At 63.2% G+C, this 16,326-nt stretch carries 13 protein-coding genes and 1 tRNA gene; 8 read left to right on the forward strand and 6 right to left on the reverse strand.

Annotated elements, in window-relative coordinates; genetic code table 11:
• The first annotated feature begins 4 nt into the window (after positions 1 to 4).
• Both MRBLSP13_RS11140 and MRBLSP13_RS11145 read left to right on the forward strand, forming a co-directional pair.
• Complete coding sequence (locus MRBLSP13_RS11140; protein ID WP_363754532.1) at positions 5 to 1,246, forward strand: cyclopropane-fatty-acyl-phospholipid synthase family protein; 1,242 nt, start codon at positions 5 to 7, stop codon at positions 1,244 to 1,246.
• Positions 1,247 to 1,354: 108 nt separating this feature from the next.
• Positions 1,355 to 1,651, forward strand: coding sequence for a hypothetical protein (locus MRBLSP13_RS11145; protein WP_363739506.1), 297 nt, complete (start codon positions 1,355 to 1,357; stop codon positions 1,649 to 1,651).
• A gap of 51 nt (positions 1,652 to 1,702) precedes the next feature.
• On the opposite strand, the gene MRBLSP13_RS11150 is transcribed toward MRBLSP13_RS11145, so the two are convergent.
• The 4 genes from MRBLSP13_RS11150 to MRBLSP13_RS11165 all read right to left on the reverse strand — a co-directional run bounded on the left by MRBLSP13_RS11150 (position 1,703) and on the right by MRBLSP13_RS11165 (position 4,783).
• Entirely contained in the window at positions 1,703 to 2,575 is an 873-nt protein-coding gene (locus MRBLSP13_RS11150; RefSeq protein WP_363739508.1) for an FAD:protein FMN transferase, read from the reverse strand.
• A gap of 101 nt (positions 2,576 to 2,676) precedes the next feature.
• Positions 2,677 to 3,582, reverse strand: coding sequence for a DUF4198 domain-containing protein (locus tag MRBLSP13_RS11155; RefSeq protein WP_363739510.1), 906 nt, complete (start codon positions 3,580 to 3,582; stop codon positions 2,677 to 2,679).
• A gap of 12 nt (positions 3,583 to 3,594) precedes the next feature.
• Positions 3,595 to 4,119, reverse strand: a complete 525-nt coding sequence (locus MRBLSP13_RS11160) for a DUF2271 domain-containing protein (RefSeq protein WP_363739512.1) — start codon at positions 4,117 to 4,119, stop codon at positions 3,595 to 3,597.
• 19 nt (positions 4,120 to 4,138) lie between these two features.
• A complete protein-coding gene (locus MRBLSP13_RS11165) occupies positions 4,139 to 4,783 on the reverse strand; it encodes a PepSY-associated TM helix domain-containing protein (RefSeq protein ID WP_363754534.1) in 645 nt (214 codons plus the stop codon).
• Positions 4,784 to 5,035: 252 nt separating this feature from the next.
• Here MRBLSP13_RS11165 and MRBLSP13_RS11170 point away from each other — a divergent pair, with 252 nt between their 5' ends.
• Positions 5,036 to 6,028, forward strand: coding sequence for an MlaA family lipoprotein (locus MRBLSP13_RS11170; protein ID WP_363754536.1), 993 nt, complete (start codon positions 5,036 to 5,038; stop codon positions 6,026 to 6,028).
• A 60-nt stretch (positions 6,029 to 6,088) separates the two neighbouring features.
• Here MRBLSP13_RS11170 and MRBLSP13_RS11175 read toward each other — a convergent pair whose 3' ends face one another.
• Together MRBLSP13_RS11175 and MRBLSP13_RS11180 are read right to left on the reverse strand one after the other, a co-directional pair.
• Positions 6,089 to 10,756, reverse strand: a complete 4,668-nt coding sequence (locus MRBLSP13_RS11175; protein WP_363754538.1) for an NAD-glutamate dehydrogenase — start codon at positions 10,754 to 10,756, stop codon at positions 6,089 to 6,091.
• 395 nt (positions 10,757 to 11,151) lie between these two features.
• Positions 11,152 to 12,423: a PAS domain-containing protein gene (locus tag MRBLSP13_RS11180; RefSeq protein ID WP_363739520.1), complete on the reverse strand. Its 1,272-nt coding sequence runs from the start codon at positions 12,421 to 12,423 to the stop codon at positions 11,152 to 11,154.
• Between the two features lie 182 nt (positions 12,424 to 12,605).
• Between MRBLSP13_RS11180 and MRBLSP13_RS11185 the strand changes: the two genes are divergently transcribed.
• The 5 genes from MRBLSP13_RS11185 to MRBLSP13_RS11205 form a co-directional block, all read left to right on the forward strand.
• A tRNA-Thr gene (locus MRBLSP13_RS11185) sits at positions 12,606 to 12,681 on the forward strand.
• A gap of 86 nt (positions 12,682 to 12,767) precedes the next feature.
• Entirely contained in the window at positions 12,768 to 12,938 is a 171-nt protein-coding gene (locus tag MRBLSP13_RS11190; protein ID WP_363739547.1) for a DUF6538 domain-containing protein, read from the forward strand.
• 242 nt (positions 12,939 to 13,180) lie between these two features.
• Positions 13,181 to 14,110, forward strand: coding sequence for an AraC family transcriptional regulator (locus tag MRBLSP13_RS11195; protein ID WP_363739549.1), 930 nt, complete (start codon positions 13,181 to 13,183; stop codon positions 14,108 to 14,110).
• A 135-nt stretch (positions 14,111 to 14,245) separates the two neighbouring features.
• Positions 14,246 to 15,043, forward strand: a complete 798-nt coding sequence (locus MRBLSP13_RS11200; protein ID WP_363739551.1) for a transketolase — start codon at positions 14,246 to 14,248, stop codon at positions 15,041 to 15,043.
• An 883-nt stretch (positions 15,044 to 15,926) separates the two neighbouring features.
• The coding region (locus tag MRBLSP13_RS11205; protein WP_363754540.1) for a hypothetical protein at positions 15,927 to 16,326 on the forward strand (400 nt) is incomplete at its 3' end.

Here is a 16,326-nt window from a genome sequence, read left to right on the forward strand (position 1 = left end):
TCCCATGAAATTGTTCGATCGCGTCATCAAACGGCTCGTCACGCGCGGCCAGCTCGACATCTACTATCATGACGGCAGGAAGATCACGGTCGGGGTCGCCGAACCCGGCTTTCCTGCGCTGGCGCTGAAATTCCATGATGCGCGGGTGCCGTTCGACATCATCAAGGATCCGCGCCTGGGCATGGCCGAGGCGTTCATGGACGGGCGGGTCACCATAGAGGGCGGCGGGATCATGGAACTGATCTCGCTCATCCGCATGAACAATGCGTGGGAAACGGGCAAGTCGATCAGCGACCTGGGTTCCGTCAAGCGTGGTTTCAAGGCGATCCGCCGGAAGCTGTGGGCGGCCAATCACCGTTCCCGTGCGAAGGCCAATGTCGCGCATCACTATGATCTGTCGGGCGCGCTCTACGCGCTCTTTCTTGACCGTGACCGGCAATATAGCTGCGCCTATTTCCCCGATGCCGACAATGAGGCGGGCATCAGCCTGGAACAAGCACAGGAGGACAAGAAGGCCCATATCGCGGCCAAGCTGCACCTGAAGCCGGGGATGAAGGTGCTGGACATAGGCTGCGGCTGGGGCGGCATGGCGCTGTACCTGCATCGCACCTGCGGTGTCGACGTGACCGGCATCACCTTGTCGGAGGAGCAGTTGAAAGTCGCGCGGCAGCGGGCGCAGGACCTGGGCGTGGCCGACCATGTGCGTTTCGAACTGATCGACTATCGCGACATGGAGGGGCCATTTGACCGCATCGTGTCGGTGGGCATGTTCGAGCATGTCGGGACCAAGGATTACCGCACCTTCTACAACAAATGCCGCGACCTGCTGACGCCCGACGGGGTCATGCTGATCCACACCATCGGGCGGGTCGACGGGCCGGGGATCACCGATGCCTTCACCCAGAAATATATCTTCCCCGGCGGCTATATCCCCGCCCTGTCGGAGATGATCCAGGGCAGCGAGGGCACGCGGCTGATGGTCACGGATGTGGAGGTGTTGCGGATGCATTACGGCCTCACCATCCGCGAATGGTACAAGCGGACCCTGGCGCACAAGGCCGACATCATCGCGCTTTATGACGAGCGGTTCTTCCGCCTCTGGACCTTCTATCTGGCGGGTGCCGCCACGGTGTTCGAGCATGGCAGCATGGTGAATTACCAGGTCCAATATGTCCGGGACCGCCGCAGCCTGCCGATCACGCGCGACTATATGCTGGAGGCGGAAGGCGCCCTGCGCGGCCGCTGAGAATCCATGAACGGGGGCTGACGACGTCGTTCCCGGACGGTTCAGTAAGGTCGGCGCATCTTCCCACCATGGCCCGGTGACGGGTGTCCATGTTGAGGAGAGACGGACATGAATATCTTGTGGAAGGGTGCGGCGGCTCTGGGCCTGGCGATCACCGCCATGGGGGTCGGTGCAGGCCCTGCACAGGCGCAATATTATGGCGGCTACGGTTATCGCGACGGATATCACGGCGACCGTTGGGATGACCGCCGTTGGGACGGCAGGCGCGACTGGCGCGATGACGACCGCCGTCACTGGCGCGGCGACCGGCGCTACTGGCGCGGGCATTATCGCCAGCGTTGCTGGACGGAGTGGCGCTACAACCATTATCGCGACCGTCGCGTGAAGGTGCGGGTCTGCAACTGAGCCGGGCGATCCTCCTTGTCTTGCGATGAGGAGGATCCGACCATCCGCCATTCACTCCAGCATGGCGGCAAGGGCAGGGGTCACATATTCCTGCCCCCTTCCTTGCAGCCTCCGGATCAGGCAGGCAGCGATCCCGTGGCGGGTGGCGAGGGTCATGCCGGCGTCATGGCCAAGGACGGTGATCGCCGTGGCCCAGGCATCGGCCCACATCGCGCTGTCGTGGAGCACCGTCACCGAGGCGACATCGTTGGCGATCGGCGCGCCGCGGGCGGGATCCATGCTGTGGGAGAGGCGAGCGCCTCCTTCTTCGCGGAAGCGGCGATAATCGCCGGACGTCGCGACGGACAGGCCGCAAAGAGCGATGCGGAGGCTTGGCAGCGAAAGACCGGGAGGGGCCTCCACATCCACCCACCAGGGCTGAAGATCAGGCCTGACGCCTTGTCCGCGCAATTCGCCGCCGATTTCGACAAGGAAATGTGCCGCGCCCAACTCGCGTAGCGTATCGGCGACCATGTCCACGGCAAAGCCCTTGGCGATGCCTGAAAAGTCCAATGTCACATCAGCCGTCCGCCGGGCGCTGTCGCCTTTGATCTCGATGACGCTCCAGGGGGAGGGGTGATGGGGCACGACGGAAAGGCCCGTCGGCCCGTTGGGACCAAAGCCCCATTTCTCCACCAGCCGGCCCACCGCCGGATCGAAGGCGCCGCCCGATATCCGGGCCATGTCCAGTCCGGCGCGCAGCACGGTCATCATGTCAGGGGGAAGCGGCATCCAATCGCCGACCGGCGCGGCGTTGAAGCGGCTAATGGCGGAATGCTCCTCCCAATTGCTCATCTGCGCAATGACCCGGCCCAGCACTGCCTCTATCGCCGCTCTGCTGTCGGGGGGTGCGTCCACGATGCGGGCGGACCAGCTTGTGCCCATGGTCGGACCGCCAAGGGCGCTGATCCTGCCCGCCCGATTGCTCGATTCGAACAGGGCGGGCGAGAGGCCGGGCGGGATGGCGATGCGGATCGCGTCGGGGATCAGCCCTGCACCTCTACCGTCATCGCATAGGTGGCGCGGTCCTGGGGCGGACCCATGAGCGGGCGGGGGCCGCCTTCACCCTGCGCCTGACCCTGCGGCCGCCCCGCGCCGGGCGCATTGCCTGTACCGCCCGCACCCGGACCAGGTCCGCGCCGTCCGCCGGAACTGATGCTGACCCAATACATGCCTGCTTCCGGCCAGGTGAAGCTGACCTTGCCGTTGGCGTCGGTTTTCACGTCCATCTGCCCGAGGTCCGACCGATACCGGATGCCGCCCGGAATGGCGACGACATCCATGCCAGCTGCCGGCTTGCCGTTCAGCAGGAACTGGAAGGTGGCGGGTTCACCCACCGCAAGGTCATTGGGATGGGTGACGGGCACCATCTCCAGCCCCGTGCCGGTCGTTGTGAAGACCTTTCGGTCCGGTTCGCCCGCTGTCACGAAGGTTTCGATCCGGGTGCGCGCCGTCGCCGTCTGCACGTCTGTCGCGCCCTGCGGCACGGCGGTCGCCAGCGTCGCGGCCGTGGTGCCGCGGGGCAGCATCTTGCGCTCGCCATCCAGCATGTAGCTGCCCATCAGCATCTCGTTGACGATGGCGATCTTGTAGGTGCCCTTGGTCTTGATGCCCAGGTCGAAGGTCTGGCGCAACTTGCCGACGCTACGATTTTCCACTTGGACTGCACTGCCGTCGGGTGCGGTCACCACCGGCTGCCAGTCCTGGCCCGGATGGTCGAAATAATAAAGATCGCTCGAAATGGCGGCGTCCACCGTTACCCATTCATTGCCGGAGCCGGCGAACATGGTTTCGGAGGGCAGCATCCAGGGCCGCGCCGCGCCCGCCATTTGCGGCAGAGCCATGGCGACCGTCGCGGCGAGCAGGAACAGCGGTTTGCGGAACTTCATCATGACTTCCTCCCCTCAGCGCGACAGCACGGCGTTGACCGCGCCCAGCTCGAACTGCCCACTGCCGCTGCCCTTGGCGCCGGCCGCCGTCACGTTGAGCGGGACGCGAACCACCTCGCGTCCTCCGGATTCGCGCGCGGCCTCCACCACCAGCGTGTATTTGCCGGGGGACAATGCCGGCATGCCGCCCTTGCCGGCGGGGAAGCTCAGCTTATGGGTGCCGGGTGCGCGGGTGGCGCCGGATATGCCGTCGGCAGGCAGGGTCAGCGAACGACCGGAGGCGCGCCACCACATGCGAATGTCGCGCAGCCATTTGACGCCGCCATTGTTGCGCTTGTCGACATCGTAGAGCACGGACAGGGTGCGGGCGGGCGTGCCTTCCTTCTCCAGCCAGATCGCCACATAGGGGCGGTGATATTCCGCCACCGACAGGCGCGGCAGGGTGAGCGTGACGTCCAGCGTCTGCGCGGCCGCAGGCAGGGCGATTGCACTCGCGCCCATGGCTGCGCCAGTCAGGACGATCTTGTGGTTGATCTGCATGCGGTGAGGAACTCCCCCTTTAATGGATGAAGATGACGGCCAATATGGCCGGAATGGCGAGGCCCGCGGCGACCAGCGGCCAGGTGGTCGGGCGCTTCCTGGCGTGGAGCCAGAGCAGCAGCAGGCCGGTCAGGGCGAAGAGGAAGCAGGCAATGGCGAAGATGTCGATGAACCACTTCCAGACATCGCCGGCATTGCGGCCCTTGTGCAGGTCGTTGAGATAGCTGATCCAGCCGCGGCTGGTCGCCTCGCTGGTGACCTCGCCGCTATGCCGGTCGATCGATATCCAGCCGTCGCCGCCGGGGCGCGGCAAGGCAAGATAGACTTCGTCCGCTGACCATTCCGCTTCGCCCGCGCCGCTTTGGCCGATCGTCTTCTCCACCCATTGGGCGATCGGAGCAGGCAGCGGTTTCCTGGCGTCGGGCGCATCGTCGGGCGCCACCTGCCCGCGCAGGGCGGGCGGCAGGATGGCGGATTTGCTCACCGTCTGCGGCGTGCCCTCCACATCGGCGGCGTGGTTCAGCGTGATGCCGGTGAAGGCGAACAGCAGCAATCCGATCAGGCTGATCGCTGAACTCACCCAATGCCAGGTATGAAGCTGTTTCAGCCAGAAGGCCTTGGGGCTCTTCTTCTTGTTCGGCTGAGTGCGGACGGGGGCGTGCATCGGAAGCGGGACGAGTCCTGTAGAGAAGAGGCGGCCTCCATAACGCGAACGACTCGCAATTGCAAACGGGGGCCACGGCAAATTTGTATCAAAATGTATGCGACCGGATCCTTGCCGATGAACGGCGGTCCGGCGCAGGGGGCGACGTCATGCTATTGACGCGTGACCCCTTGGCAACTAGCCGCCTTTGATGACGAGCGTGACACGGAAAATGTCATCAGTCGCAAAGGCCTGCCTGCAAGGAATGACGATATGCTGACGCCGGCCATAGCCGCTGGAATGCTGATGATGGGGGTACAAGCGGGACCGGAAGGGACGATGGCGCCGGCCTCCCCTGTGTCCACCGCCCCAGCGGTCGCCCCCCCTGCGATCGCTGCACCGGCGTCCGGAGCCTCCGTGGACCCGCAGGCGGCACAGGATGGTGCGTCGCCGGTGCTGGTCGTACCGCCTCCGCCGGTCATGCCGAACCTGCCGGGCAGCACCGCATCCGCGGCGGCAGCGCCGCAGCCGGGCGAGATCGTGGTGACTGGCCACACCCGGCCGCCGCCGGGCGATCCGCTGGAGCGGCTGAACGAAAAGAGCTTCGAGGCGGTGCAGTCCGTCGACAAGGCCGTGGTGGAGCCGGTCGCCAAGGCCTATAACAAGGGCCTGCCCAAGCCTGCGCGCAAGGGACTGCGCAATTTCTTCTCCAATCTGCAGGAGCCTGTGGTCTTCCTGGCCTATCTGCTCGAATTCAAGCCGGGCAAGGCGGTGGAGACGGCCGGCCGCTTCACCATCAACACCACGCTGGGGGTGGCGGGACTGTTCGACGTGGCGAAGCGCAAGCCCTTCTTCCTGCCCTATCGGCCCAACGGCCTTGCCAATGTGCTCGGCTATTATGGGGTAGGTCCGGGGCCTTACATGTATCTGCCGATCGTCGGCCCCACGACCCTTCGCGACATCATCGGTGACACGGTCGACAAGATGATCGTGCCCTTTGCCATCGGCAAGCCGTTCAACGAACCCAAATATGTCATCCCCGCGACGATTCTGAACCAGCTTGGCGAACGCGCCGCCTTTGACGAGACGATCCAGCAGATCCGTGACGAGGAAAATCCCTACGCCTATTATCGCGAACTATATCTGAAGCAGCGCAAGGCCGAGATCGAGGCGCTGCACGGGCGCGTGGTGGAGCCGCTGACGCCGGTCTATGGGCCAGGAATGGGCAAAGGGCCGGTGACGGCCGAGCCGGAAGCGGTCGAATAAGCGTCTTCGATTGCCGCCCTTCCTGTCTTTGCGGAAGGGCGGCAATCGAGGAAAAGCGCTTTACCGCCCCAGCAATCCGCGCGCCTGGCCGGCAATTTCCGCCAGCATCGCGACATTGGGCGTCGCCGCCCCCTTGGCGCGTTGGACAAGGGCGCGGAACTGCTGGATCCGCGCACCCTTTGCCTTCAGCCAGGATTCGACATGATGGGCGATATCCTTGCCTGACCCCTGGGCGAGGAAGTCGAGCCGCACCTGCTGCATGTCGCGCGCCACCCCGGAAATAAGCAGACGTTCCCATGGATCGGACGGGGCCATGCGCGCGGCGGTGGACTGGACCCAGTCAATGCCGACTGCTTCGCCCAGATGGGTGAAGGCGCGGGTGAGGGCGACCTCGTCGAGTGACAGGCGTCCGGCCAGCGCCGCGATGCCGACCGCGCCATCCAGCTTGAACAGCCCGGCGGTGCGGCGGGTCAGCGCTTCCGGCGCGCCCAGGGACAGCAGGCGGTCGGAGACGGCCGTGACCCGGCGCAGCGCTTCGCTGGTGAGCAGGTCGTCCACCCGCTTCGCCAGCTTGTCCACGCCCTTGGCCAGTGCGCCATGCCCTGCCTGCGGCAAGGCGCCGGACGGGAGGCTGCGGAGAATGTCTGCGATCTGCGCCCGCATGCCATTGGCGATGTCGCCGAACAGCGCGAGGCGCGCCGCTTCGGACATCTCCGCCGCGTCGATATCCTCCCATAGCTGGCGGATGTCGTAGAGCCGCTCCGCGATCAGGAAGGCGCTGGCAAGGTCGGCCAGCGAACAGCCTTCTTCCTCCGCCAGTTCGAAAGGATGGATAAGGCCCAGCCGGTTGACGATCCGGTTCGCGACCTTGGTGGCGATGATCTCCTTCCTCAGCGCATGGGCGACGATGGCGTCCGCTTCCTTCTTGCGCATGGCGGGTGGGAAGGCCTGGGCGAGTTCGTCGTCCATGCTGGGATCGGTGGCCAGGTTGCCATGCTCGATCGCGTCCTGCAGGGCCAGCTTGGCGGTCGAGAGCAGCACCGCCAGTTCAGGCCGGGTGAGGCCAAGCCCGTCCTGCCCGCGCCGCAGCAACTGGTCGTTGGCGGCCAGGCCCTCCACCTGCCGATCGAGCCGGCCTGACTCTTCGAAGGTTTCGATCAGCCGCACATAGCTCGCCAGCTCCGCCGCGCCGCCCGCCTCCGCGATGGACAGGCCGAGTGCCTGGAGGCGATTGTCCTCCAGCACGATGTCGGCCACGGCATCGGTCATGCTGACCAGCAGCTTGTTGCGGTCGTCGAAGGTCAGGCGGCCTTCCGCCATTTCCTTGTTGAGCGCGATCTTGATATTCACCTCATTGTCCGAACAGTCTACGCCCGCCGAATTGTCGATGAAGTCGGTGTTGATCCGTCCGCTGCGCAGCGAAAAGGCGATGCGCGCCGCCTGGGTAACGCCCAGATTGGCTCCTTCGCCCACGACTTTCACGCGAAGCTGCTCGGCATTGACGCGCAGGCGGTCGTTGGCCGGATCGCCCACGTCGCCATGGCTTTGCGCAGCGGCCTTCACATACGTGCCGATGCCGCCGAACCAGAGCAGGTCGTTGGGGCTTTTCAGGATCGCGGAGATGAGCGCACCAGGCTCCATTTCCGTGTCGGTGACGCCCAATATCGCCTGCACTTCCGCAGTAAGGGGAATGCTCTTCAGGCTGCGCGGGAAGACGCCGCCGCCCTTGGAGATCAGCTTCTTGTCATAATCGTCCCAGCTTGAGCGGGGCAGTTGGAACAGGCGGTTGCGTTCCTCCCAGCTTTTCGCCGGATCGGGATCGGGATCGAGGAAGATGTGGCGATGATCGAAGGCGGCGACCAGCCTGATCGCCTGGCTGAGCAGCATGCCATTTCCGAACACGTCGCCCGACATGTCGCCGCAGCCGACGACGCGGACCGGTTCGCTCTGCACATCGACGCCCATTTCCGCGAAATGGCGCTTCACGCTGATCCACGCGCCCTTCGCGGTAATGCCCATCGCCTTGTGGTCATAGCCATTGGAGCCGCCGCTGGCGAAGGCATCGCCCAGCCAGAAGTCCCGCTCCAGCGCCAGGGCGTTGGCGACGTCGGAAAAGGTGGCAGTGCCCTTGTCGGCGGCGACGACGAAATAGGGGTCGTCGCGGTCATGGATGACGACCTGCGCCGGGTGCTTCACCTTGCCCTTGACGATATTGTCGGTGACCGACAGCAGCGCGCGGATGAAGATGCGATAGCTTTCCGTGCCCTCGGCGAACCAGGCGTCGCGATCGACCTGCGGACTGGGAAGCTGCTTGGGATAGAAGCCCCCCTTCGCGCCGGTCGGCACGATGACGGCGTTCTTCACCCGCTGCGCTTTCATGAGACCCAGGATCTCCGTGCGGAAATCGTCCCGCCGGTCGGACCAGCGCAGCCCGCCGCGCGCAACGGGGCCAGCGCGCAGATGGATGCCCTCCACCCGTGGCGAATAGACCCAGATTTCGCGCCATGGCAGCGGCGCGGGCAGGCCGGGGATCTGCGCGCTGTCGAGCTTGAACGCCAGCGCCTCCTGCGCGGCCGCGCTGTAGAAATTGGTGCGCAGGGTTGCGGCGATCACGGCGCGCAGCAGGCGCAGAACGCGATCCTCGTCGATGGCGGTGACCTTCCCCAGTCCCGCCTCGATCTCCCGTTGCGCGGCGGCGGCGCGGGCGGCGCCATCCTTCGCCTCGGGATTGTGCAGCGCTTCGAACAGTTCGATGAGCTGGCGGGCGATGCCCTGTTCCCGCCGCAGCGTTTCGGCAAATGTCGCCATGCCATAGGCCATGCCGGTCTGCCGCAGATAGCGGAACAGGGCGCGCAGCAGCACGACCGATCGCTGGTCAAGCCCGGCGGTGACGATCAGCTCGTTGAAGCGGTCATTTTCCGCCACACCCTCTGTGACTTGGGCGATCGCCTCCGTAACGACATCAGCGCGGGCGATCACGCTTTCGGCATCGCCCCCCGCCGGCAGTTCCAAGACGAAGCGCTGGACATGGCCAAGCGCACCTTCCTGCCCCTTGGCATCAACGGCCGTCAGCATCTCGTCGATGACGCGGAAACCGAAATTCTCGAAGGCGGGGACCACTTCGGACAGGGCGATGGCGTCATGGCTGTAGAGCTTCAGCCGCAGCCGTTCGGGCTCATTCTCTTCATTGCGATAGATACGGATCGATTTGTCGCCAGGCCCCGAAAGGCTGTGGAGCAGACGGATGTCTATGGCTGCCTCCGCCGGGCCGGCGCCGTTGCGATAGCCCATGGGGAAACCGGGAGCGTAACGCTGCGCCAGCGTTGCGGCGCGGCCCGCCTCCTCGCTTTCGGCCAATGCCTCCTCGACGGCGGGCAGCCAGCCCCGCACCATCTGTTTCAATTGCCGGTCGAGCGGCTGTTCATCGGGCACCACGCCACCGTCGCGCAGATCGAGCGTGATGCGCAGCAGCGCCAGGCCGCTTTCCTCCAGCGCGATCGACCAACTCAGCACCGGGCCGTTGCAGGCCTGGCTCAACATGTCCTGCACCGCGACGCGTCGCGCCGTGGTCAGTTCCTCACGCGGCAACCAGGCGAAGGCGTAGAGATGGCGGGCGAGCGCGCTCGTCCCCAGCACCAGCTTCGGGCGCGGCCGGTCGGTCAGCGACATGAAGGTCAGCACCAGCCGTTCCAGGGTCTCGCGGTCGAAGCCGATGAGGATGTCGTGGGGCAGGGCAGTCAGCGCATGGGTCAGCACCTTGCCCGCATGGCCGTGCGGATCGAAATCGAACTTGTCCATCAGCGCCGACAGGGCCGACCGCAGCAGAGGCACCTTGTCAGGCGTCGTCGCCAGCCCGGCACTGGTCCACATGCCAGCGTGGATAGACAGCGCCGTCACCTGCTTGCCCTCCCGCACTGGTACGATGATCATGTCCAGCAGGACGGGCCGATGGACCCGAGAGAGGCGGTTCGACTTGATGATGAGGGGCGCGCGCCTGCCTTCCTCGAACCAGTTGAACGCCGCCTCCAGCGTGGCGGGTGCCAGCATGGGCCGGTCGCGCAGGCCGCAGACGCCGATGCGTGCGCCCGCCTTCCCGTCGCGATGACGCACTTCATGGCCGATCTGGGTGAAGTGACGGGCAAGGAACCAGCGCAGCAGCGCCGCGCCTTCCTCGTCTGGCGCTGCGTCTGCGTCGGCGCCCATCGCCTCCCGCATCTTCGGCCAGTCGATAACCGCGGCGCGAACGTCGGCCAGCGTTTCCTCCAACGCTTTCTCAAGCGTCCGGCGAGCCTTCGCATCGGCGCGGTCCGCCTCGATATAGATCATTGATTCCCGACGCGCGCCGGCGGCGTCATTGTCCAGGATCGCCTTCAAATGGCCGTTGCCGTCCCGCTCGACCGACAACACGGGATGCAGCAGGCGGTGGATGATGATGTCGGCTGCCGCCAGCGCATTTGCGATGGAATCGACCAGAAACGGCATGTCGTCATTGATGATGGCGATGCGCATGTAGCGGCCATTCGCCCCTTCGCCCAGCGTTTCCATGGCGATGGCGACGTTGCCTGGCCGGCGGGTCGCTGCAGTGCCGGCGATGAAGGCGGCTGCCGACAGCATCGCGTGCTGGTCGAAGCCTTCGCTTTCGCCAGGCAATGTGCCTCGTGCCAGCGCTGCCTCCAGCGCGTCGCTTATGCCCCGATCAACTTGCTTCGATTCAGCCAATGCCGTCATGCGCCTGCCTCTTGCCCGCGGGTTCAGTCCCGCTTCTGTCAACGGAGAAGACGCCGGAGAACCGCCGCGCGACTTCTCAAACCGATGCCGTCCACTATGCGCCACTGCATCCGGAGGCTCAACCCAGAATAAGAAATAAAGTTACATAAAATTGAAATATTATGTGCGGTGCAGCATGGGGCGGATGGCCCGTGAGGATAGGTCAGGAAATCGGGGCATGATCCCGTTCTGTCAATCTGCCGCGGCGGTTTCTGCCGATGGACAGGGCTTGAGCCGCGATGGGAACCCATTTGCGGCTTGGGAAGATCGCCCGAAGGCCATGCTGGCAAAAACCCGTCTGGAGGCGACGGGTTTCGAACGAACCGGGTGGATCAATGACGTCGCGGGTCGCGTGTTCAACCGGCAGCGGCGGTAATGGCGCGCTGGCTGATTTCCGATCCTTCCGGCAGAGCGCCGACGATGGCGAGCGATCCGTCCCTTTCCCGCCGGGCGATTACCACGGCCAGCCCGTCGCCGTCGGTGGCGATCGCGAAGGGATCAAGCGCGGCGGCCGTCCTCATCGCCGCGCGGGCGGTCTGCTGGCGATCGGGTCGGGCCGGACCGTCGGTGCGGCGCTGGGCGCGTTCGTTGCGGACCAGTGCTTTCAGCCCGCCATCATAATTGGCGAGATAATCGCCAAAGCTGCCCAAGGCGACATCGTTGGCACGGGCATGATCCAGGGCCGTGGCATATTCGGTGATGCGCGTCTTGTCGTAGCTGGAGCCGAAGACCAGCTTGACGACAGCGGTCATCGGCGCGCGCGCCTGGACCTTGAGGCCGCTATCCTCCAGCAGTTCGGCATATTCGTCGGGCCGGGCAAGCGTGACCAGCGCAAAGTCGTAGCTGAGGCCGATGGCGCGATAGAGCGCCGCATGGCTGCGCGCTTCGCTGGTGCGTGCCTGCTCCGCACTGTCGCGGGCGAGGGCCAGCCAGTCGGCAAGGGGTGCGTCCTCATTCGGGCTTTCCATGCCGCCCAGGTCGAGCGTGTCGAACCCGTCGACCGCCGGACCGTCCGCCCAGATCGGTGCGACGGGCGGCGCGGCGGGGCTGGATAGCAGGGCGGCCTCCACCTCCCGATCGATTTCGGCCGTGACGGCCTGGCTTGCCGCTTCCTTCCAGTTGATGACGCCGAAGACGAAGTCGATCGTCTCGTCGTCGGAGGAGAAGGGCATCAAAATGCCGCGATAGAGGATTTCAGCGCCGCGCTGGTTGATGAAGCCGGCCTCGAACCCGATGGGTGCGGCATTGGCGATGATCTGCAGATAATGATCGGTCAGCCGTGACAGCAACGATCGGGCCGGCACATCATTGATATACTGGATGGAGCCCTCGATCTCGCACTCCTCGCGCAAGGCGGTGCCAAGATAGACGATGGCGGGATTCTCCAGCCCGGTGCTGAAATCCAGCAGGACGCTGTAAGGGCCGAAATCCTCCAGATCCTGAGGCGCGAGATCCTCAATGGACGGCAGGCTGCGGTCGCCGAGCAGCGACGCCCAATAATTATAGGCGCGCACCTGCATCCGGCGCTCATCCGCGCCGACAAGCGGCGGCGTTTCGATAGCCGCGTCGTCGGCAGGACCGAAATCATCCTCGTCATCGGCGATTTCATGCCCCCGCAGAGTGTCCATTCCATCGGTCCTTGGTTCAGGTAAAGCTTTTCCTTGAGAATCGACGGTGCCACGGGATGGTAAAGATGACGTAAAGGCGGGACAAAATGATGATCCGAAGCGGTCTGATGACGAGCAGGACCGGCAAATCGCATTTGCCTCCTTGTCCTTCCCGTCAAGCGCTGTTATCTGCCCGCCCCAATGCCGCTTTAGCTCAGTTGGTAGAGCATCGCATTCGTAATGCGAGGGTCACGTGTTCGAGTCACGTAAGCGGCACCACTAACTCTAACACATTGAATTTGTTAGAGAAAATCCGCAAAATAGGGTTTGTTACGACTTTCTGCTGCAAACGTAGCAGGCGATTCTTGTCGACATATCTCCTTAGGCGCGACGGCGGCTCATACTATTTCCGGCGCGCTATCCCTGCGAATCTCCGTCCTTTCATCGGTGGAAGGCGGAAATGGATTAAGTCTCTTGGCACTAAGAGCAGGAGGGGCTGGGCGTTGAGCAGCGTCGCGCAGAAGACATCGGGATGATCATGCTTCATGCAAGGGCGTCATCGACATCCACGCCGAGATTCTGACGCACGCGATCGCTCCCACGTCATTGTCGATCAATATGGGCTGGCGCGGGACACCCATTCTCTTTCGACCTCCTCAGCTGCCGGTGCTGACGGCCAATTCGTCCAATAATCAAGTTGGCTATCCTAACGGCTTTCGATTTGGCATGCTTAGCTCCAGTACGACAGCACGGTCCTTCGACTCCGTAATGAGGGGAAATGATGAACGATCTATCGGCATCGGCTACCTGGGGCGACACTGCGGAATATTTCATGGCGCGCCAGGAAAGCCATCGCGGTGGCGTATTTCCCGTCCATTCGCACGATCATTTCGAAGCGCTGCTGATCCTCTCTGGTCGCCGCATGCAGCATTATGGCAGTTCGGAGATTGAAGCCAATCCCGGCAGCCTGATCTTCACCCCGCCAGGGCTGCGCCATGGCGCGACCATCGTCGGGCACACCGCCAGCCTTTCCATCCAGTTCAATCTGAAATTCCTGCATCCCGAACTGCCGGCGGATGCCCAACGCCTGTGGTCGCACCCCAGTACGCTGAGCGCGGCCCCTGAACTTCTGCCCTTCGTAGCGCAGAAGCAGATGCGCTATGAATGCGATCCCTGCCTGACGGAGAAGCTCCAGGGGATCTGGACCTCGCTGATCGAACGCAACGGCTCGCAAAGCCTGGGCGCTGAGCAATATGCGCGCGCGCAGCTTTCCATCCTGCTGCTTGAGGTGGTGGAGGCATTTGAGAGCGAGATCGTCGAGGTGGCCGAGATGGAGCAGCATGAAGGTGCTTCGGACAAGATCGACGAGTTGCGTCAGTTCATTGACGCCAATCTGGCCGAGCGCCTGTCGATCCACGAAGCGGCCCGCCACCTTGCAATCTCTTCCAGCTGCTTGGCCGCCCGCATCAAGCGGGTGACCGGGCAGACATTCGGCGAGCTTCTGCTCAAGGCGCGGCTGCAGCATGCGCGTGAGTTGTTGATCTATACCGACAGGCGGGTGTCCCAGGTGGCGTTTGAATGCGGGTTCGACGATCACGCCTATTTCTCGCGGCGGTTCCGGCAGGATCTGGGTGTGTCGCCACTCGAATTCCGGCGTCGGCAGCTATCGGAGATCGATTTGTCTGCGATCAGCGCCCAGCGCCATTGATTGGGGGAGGGCGGCGAAGCCAGCCGATAGTTGATCTGTTCGGAAAGTTGCTTTCAGCAGGTCTGTTCCCCTGGTCGAGGGCGGCCAACAGGCCCCCATTTCGCTGAAGTTTGAATATTGCAAGGAGTATGGGGCATGACACAGTCCACCAACACCGAAGATCTCGCCCGACGGATTCGCGTCAACGCCGTTAATATGGTTGATATTCAGGGCTTCGGCTATCTGGGCCAGGCGCTCGGCACGGCGGAGATCATGGCAGTGATCTTCGGCGAAAATTACTGGCGGCAGGGCGTGGACCGCTTCGTGCTGTCGCCGGGGCACTATGCCATTACTTTCTATGCCGTCGCCGCGGAGATCGGCCTTCTCCCGCGCGAGGCGCTGGCCGACTATGGCAAGGACGAAGCATTGCTGGAAGCGATCAGTACGGAACGCACGCCGATTGTCGACATCACCTGCGGTTCGCTGGCGCAGGGGCTTTCCGGCGGCATTGGCCTGGCGCTCGCCCAGAGGTTTGCTGGCGAAAGCGGACGAACGATCGCGCTGATCAGCGATGGCGAGATGGAAGAAGGACAGACCTGGGAAGCGGCCATGTTCGCCGCTCATCACAAGGTCAACAATCTGATTGCGGTGATGGACGTCAACAATTCCCAGGTTGACGGGCCGATCACCTTCGTCACCACGGTCGAACCAATTGCTGACAAATGGCGTTCCTTCGGATGGAACGTCGTCGAATGCGATGGCCATGACATTGATGCGCTCCGGCAGGGCATGGATGATGCGCTTGCGTCGGATCGGCCGACGGTAATCCTGGCGAAGACCGACATATTGGGCGGGCTCACATCTTTTCCGCCGACCGTCGATGGGCATTTCATCAAGCTCACTCCCGAATTGACCCGGGACGTCCTCAAGGAACTGTCCGCCGAGCCGGCGTGATCAGGATCTGTTGACCACTGTTAAGCCTACCGATCTGACGCGTGTCTGATCGATGGCTGAAGTGTCCGGTGATGGGCTGGATCGATGTGGACGATCCAGCCCATCACCTGCGCGGTTGTCGGCGCGTACTCGATCTCGGTGCTGCGGAGGCCGATCATGCCGCCATTACGGTATCGAGCATTTGGAACTGGGTCGGAAAACTTCGCCACGTTTCGATGACCGTTGTGAACTTAAATATATTTGCGTCTCGGGCTGGGGGTATTGGTTGTCTACATTGAGCTATCATCCCCAGGTGATGACGGTTCTATCCATGTGTGCGGCGACACCCCCCGTCTCCGCACCGGAGGTGCGATACAATCCGCTGAAGTATGTTCAGAATACCAAAGATCACGTCGCGATCGAAGAATAGAGTGATTTCCAAGCGATCGGAACCGATCGCTGGTTAAGAAATCGCGGAAGCCAAAGAATTCAGAGCGGCGATCTGATTCAATCAGATCGAAACCCGCTCTAGAAAGTTACTTTGCACGCTGTGCAGCAGACAAAGTAGTTCAAGCGATCAAGCCTTCAATCCTAACGGCGACGGCCATTCAGCCCTTATTCTCTTACAAAGTTCGCCGAGTGTGGGTCCTCGGCGTAGCGACTGAAATACGCGACGAGCCTGAAGATAGGGGATTTGGGCATGGCATTTCATGAAGCATTGCGCGCGACCGGTGGGCAGCGGCCACCTAACTATCTGACCGAAATCAGGCTCTGGATTCGCCCCTGCGGATTCGCCCTGTGCGCATTTTGATACGGCGTCTGCCGACGAATACGCACCTGTTTAATTGGACCATTGGAGAGCGACATGTGTAGCCACCCTCAACACATCCATTGTACTCCGGAGATGCTGCCGGAGGAATTCAAGCGGGGTGCTTCGCAAAATGCGATCATGGCCGTGGATTGGGAGAATCGGGTCGATTTCGACCGGCTTCGCAAATATCGGTTCAAGCGCGTTCAGGACCAGCTGAAGACGTCGAACATGGGCGCCGTGCTGTTGTTCGACATGAACAACATCCGCTATACGACTGCGGCGCACATCGGCAATTGGGCGCGCGACAAATATTTTCGCTGCGCGCTCATCATGCGCGATCGCGAACCGATCATGTGGGATATCGGCTCGGCCGCCAAGCAGCATCAGAAGCATAATCCCTGGATCAGCCCCGAAAATTGGCGCCCGGTGGTATCAAGCTGGCGCGGCTCGATCATGGAAGAGGTTGGCGTTGAGAAGGCGAACGCGAAGCGGA

This window comes from Sphingobium sp. LSP13-1-1.1, assembly GCF_040676415.1.
Taxonomy (GTDB): Bacteria; Pseudomonadota; Alphaproteobacteria; order Sphingomonadales; family Sphingomonadaceae; genus Sphingobium.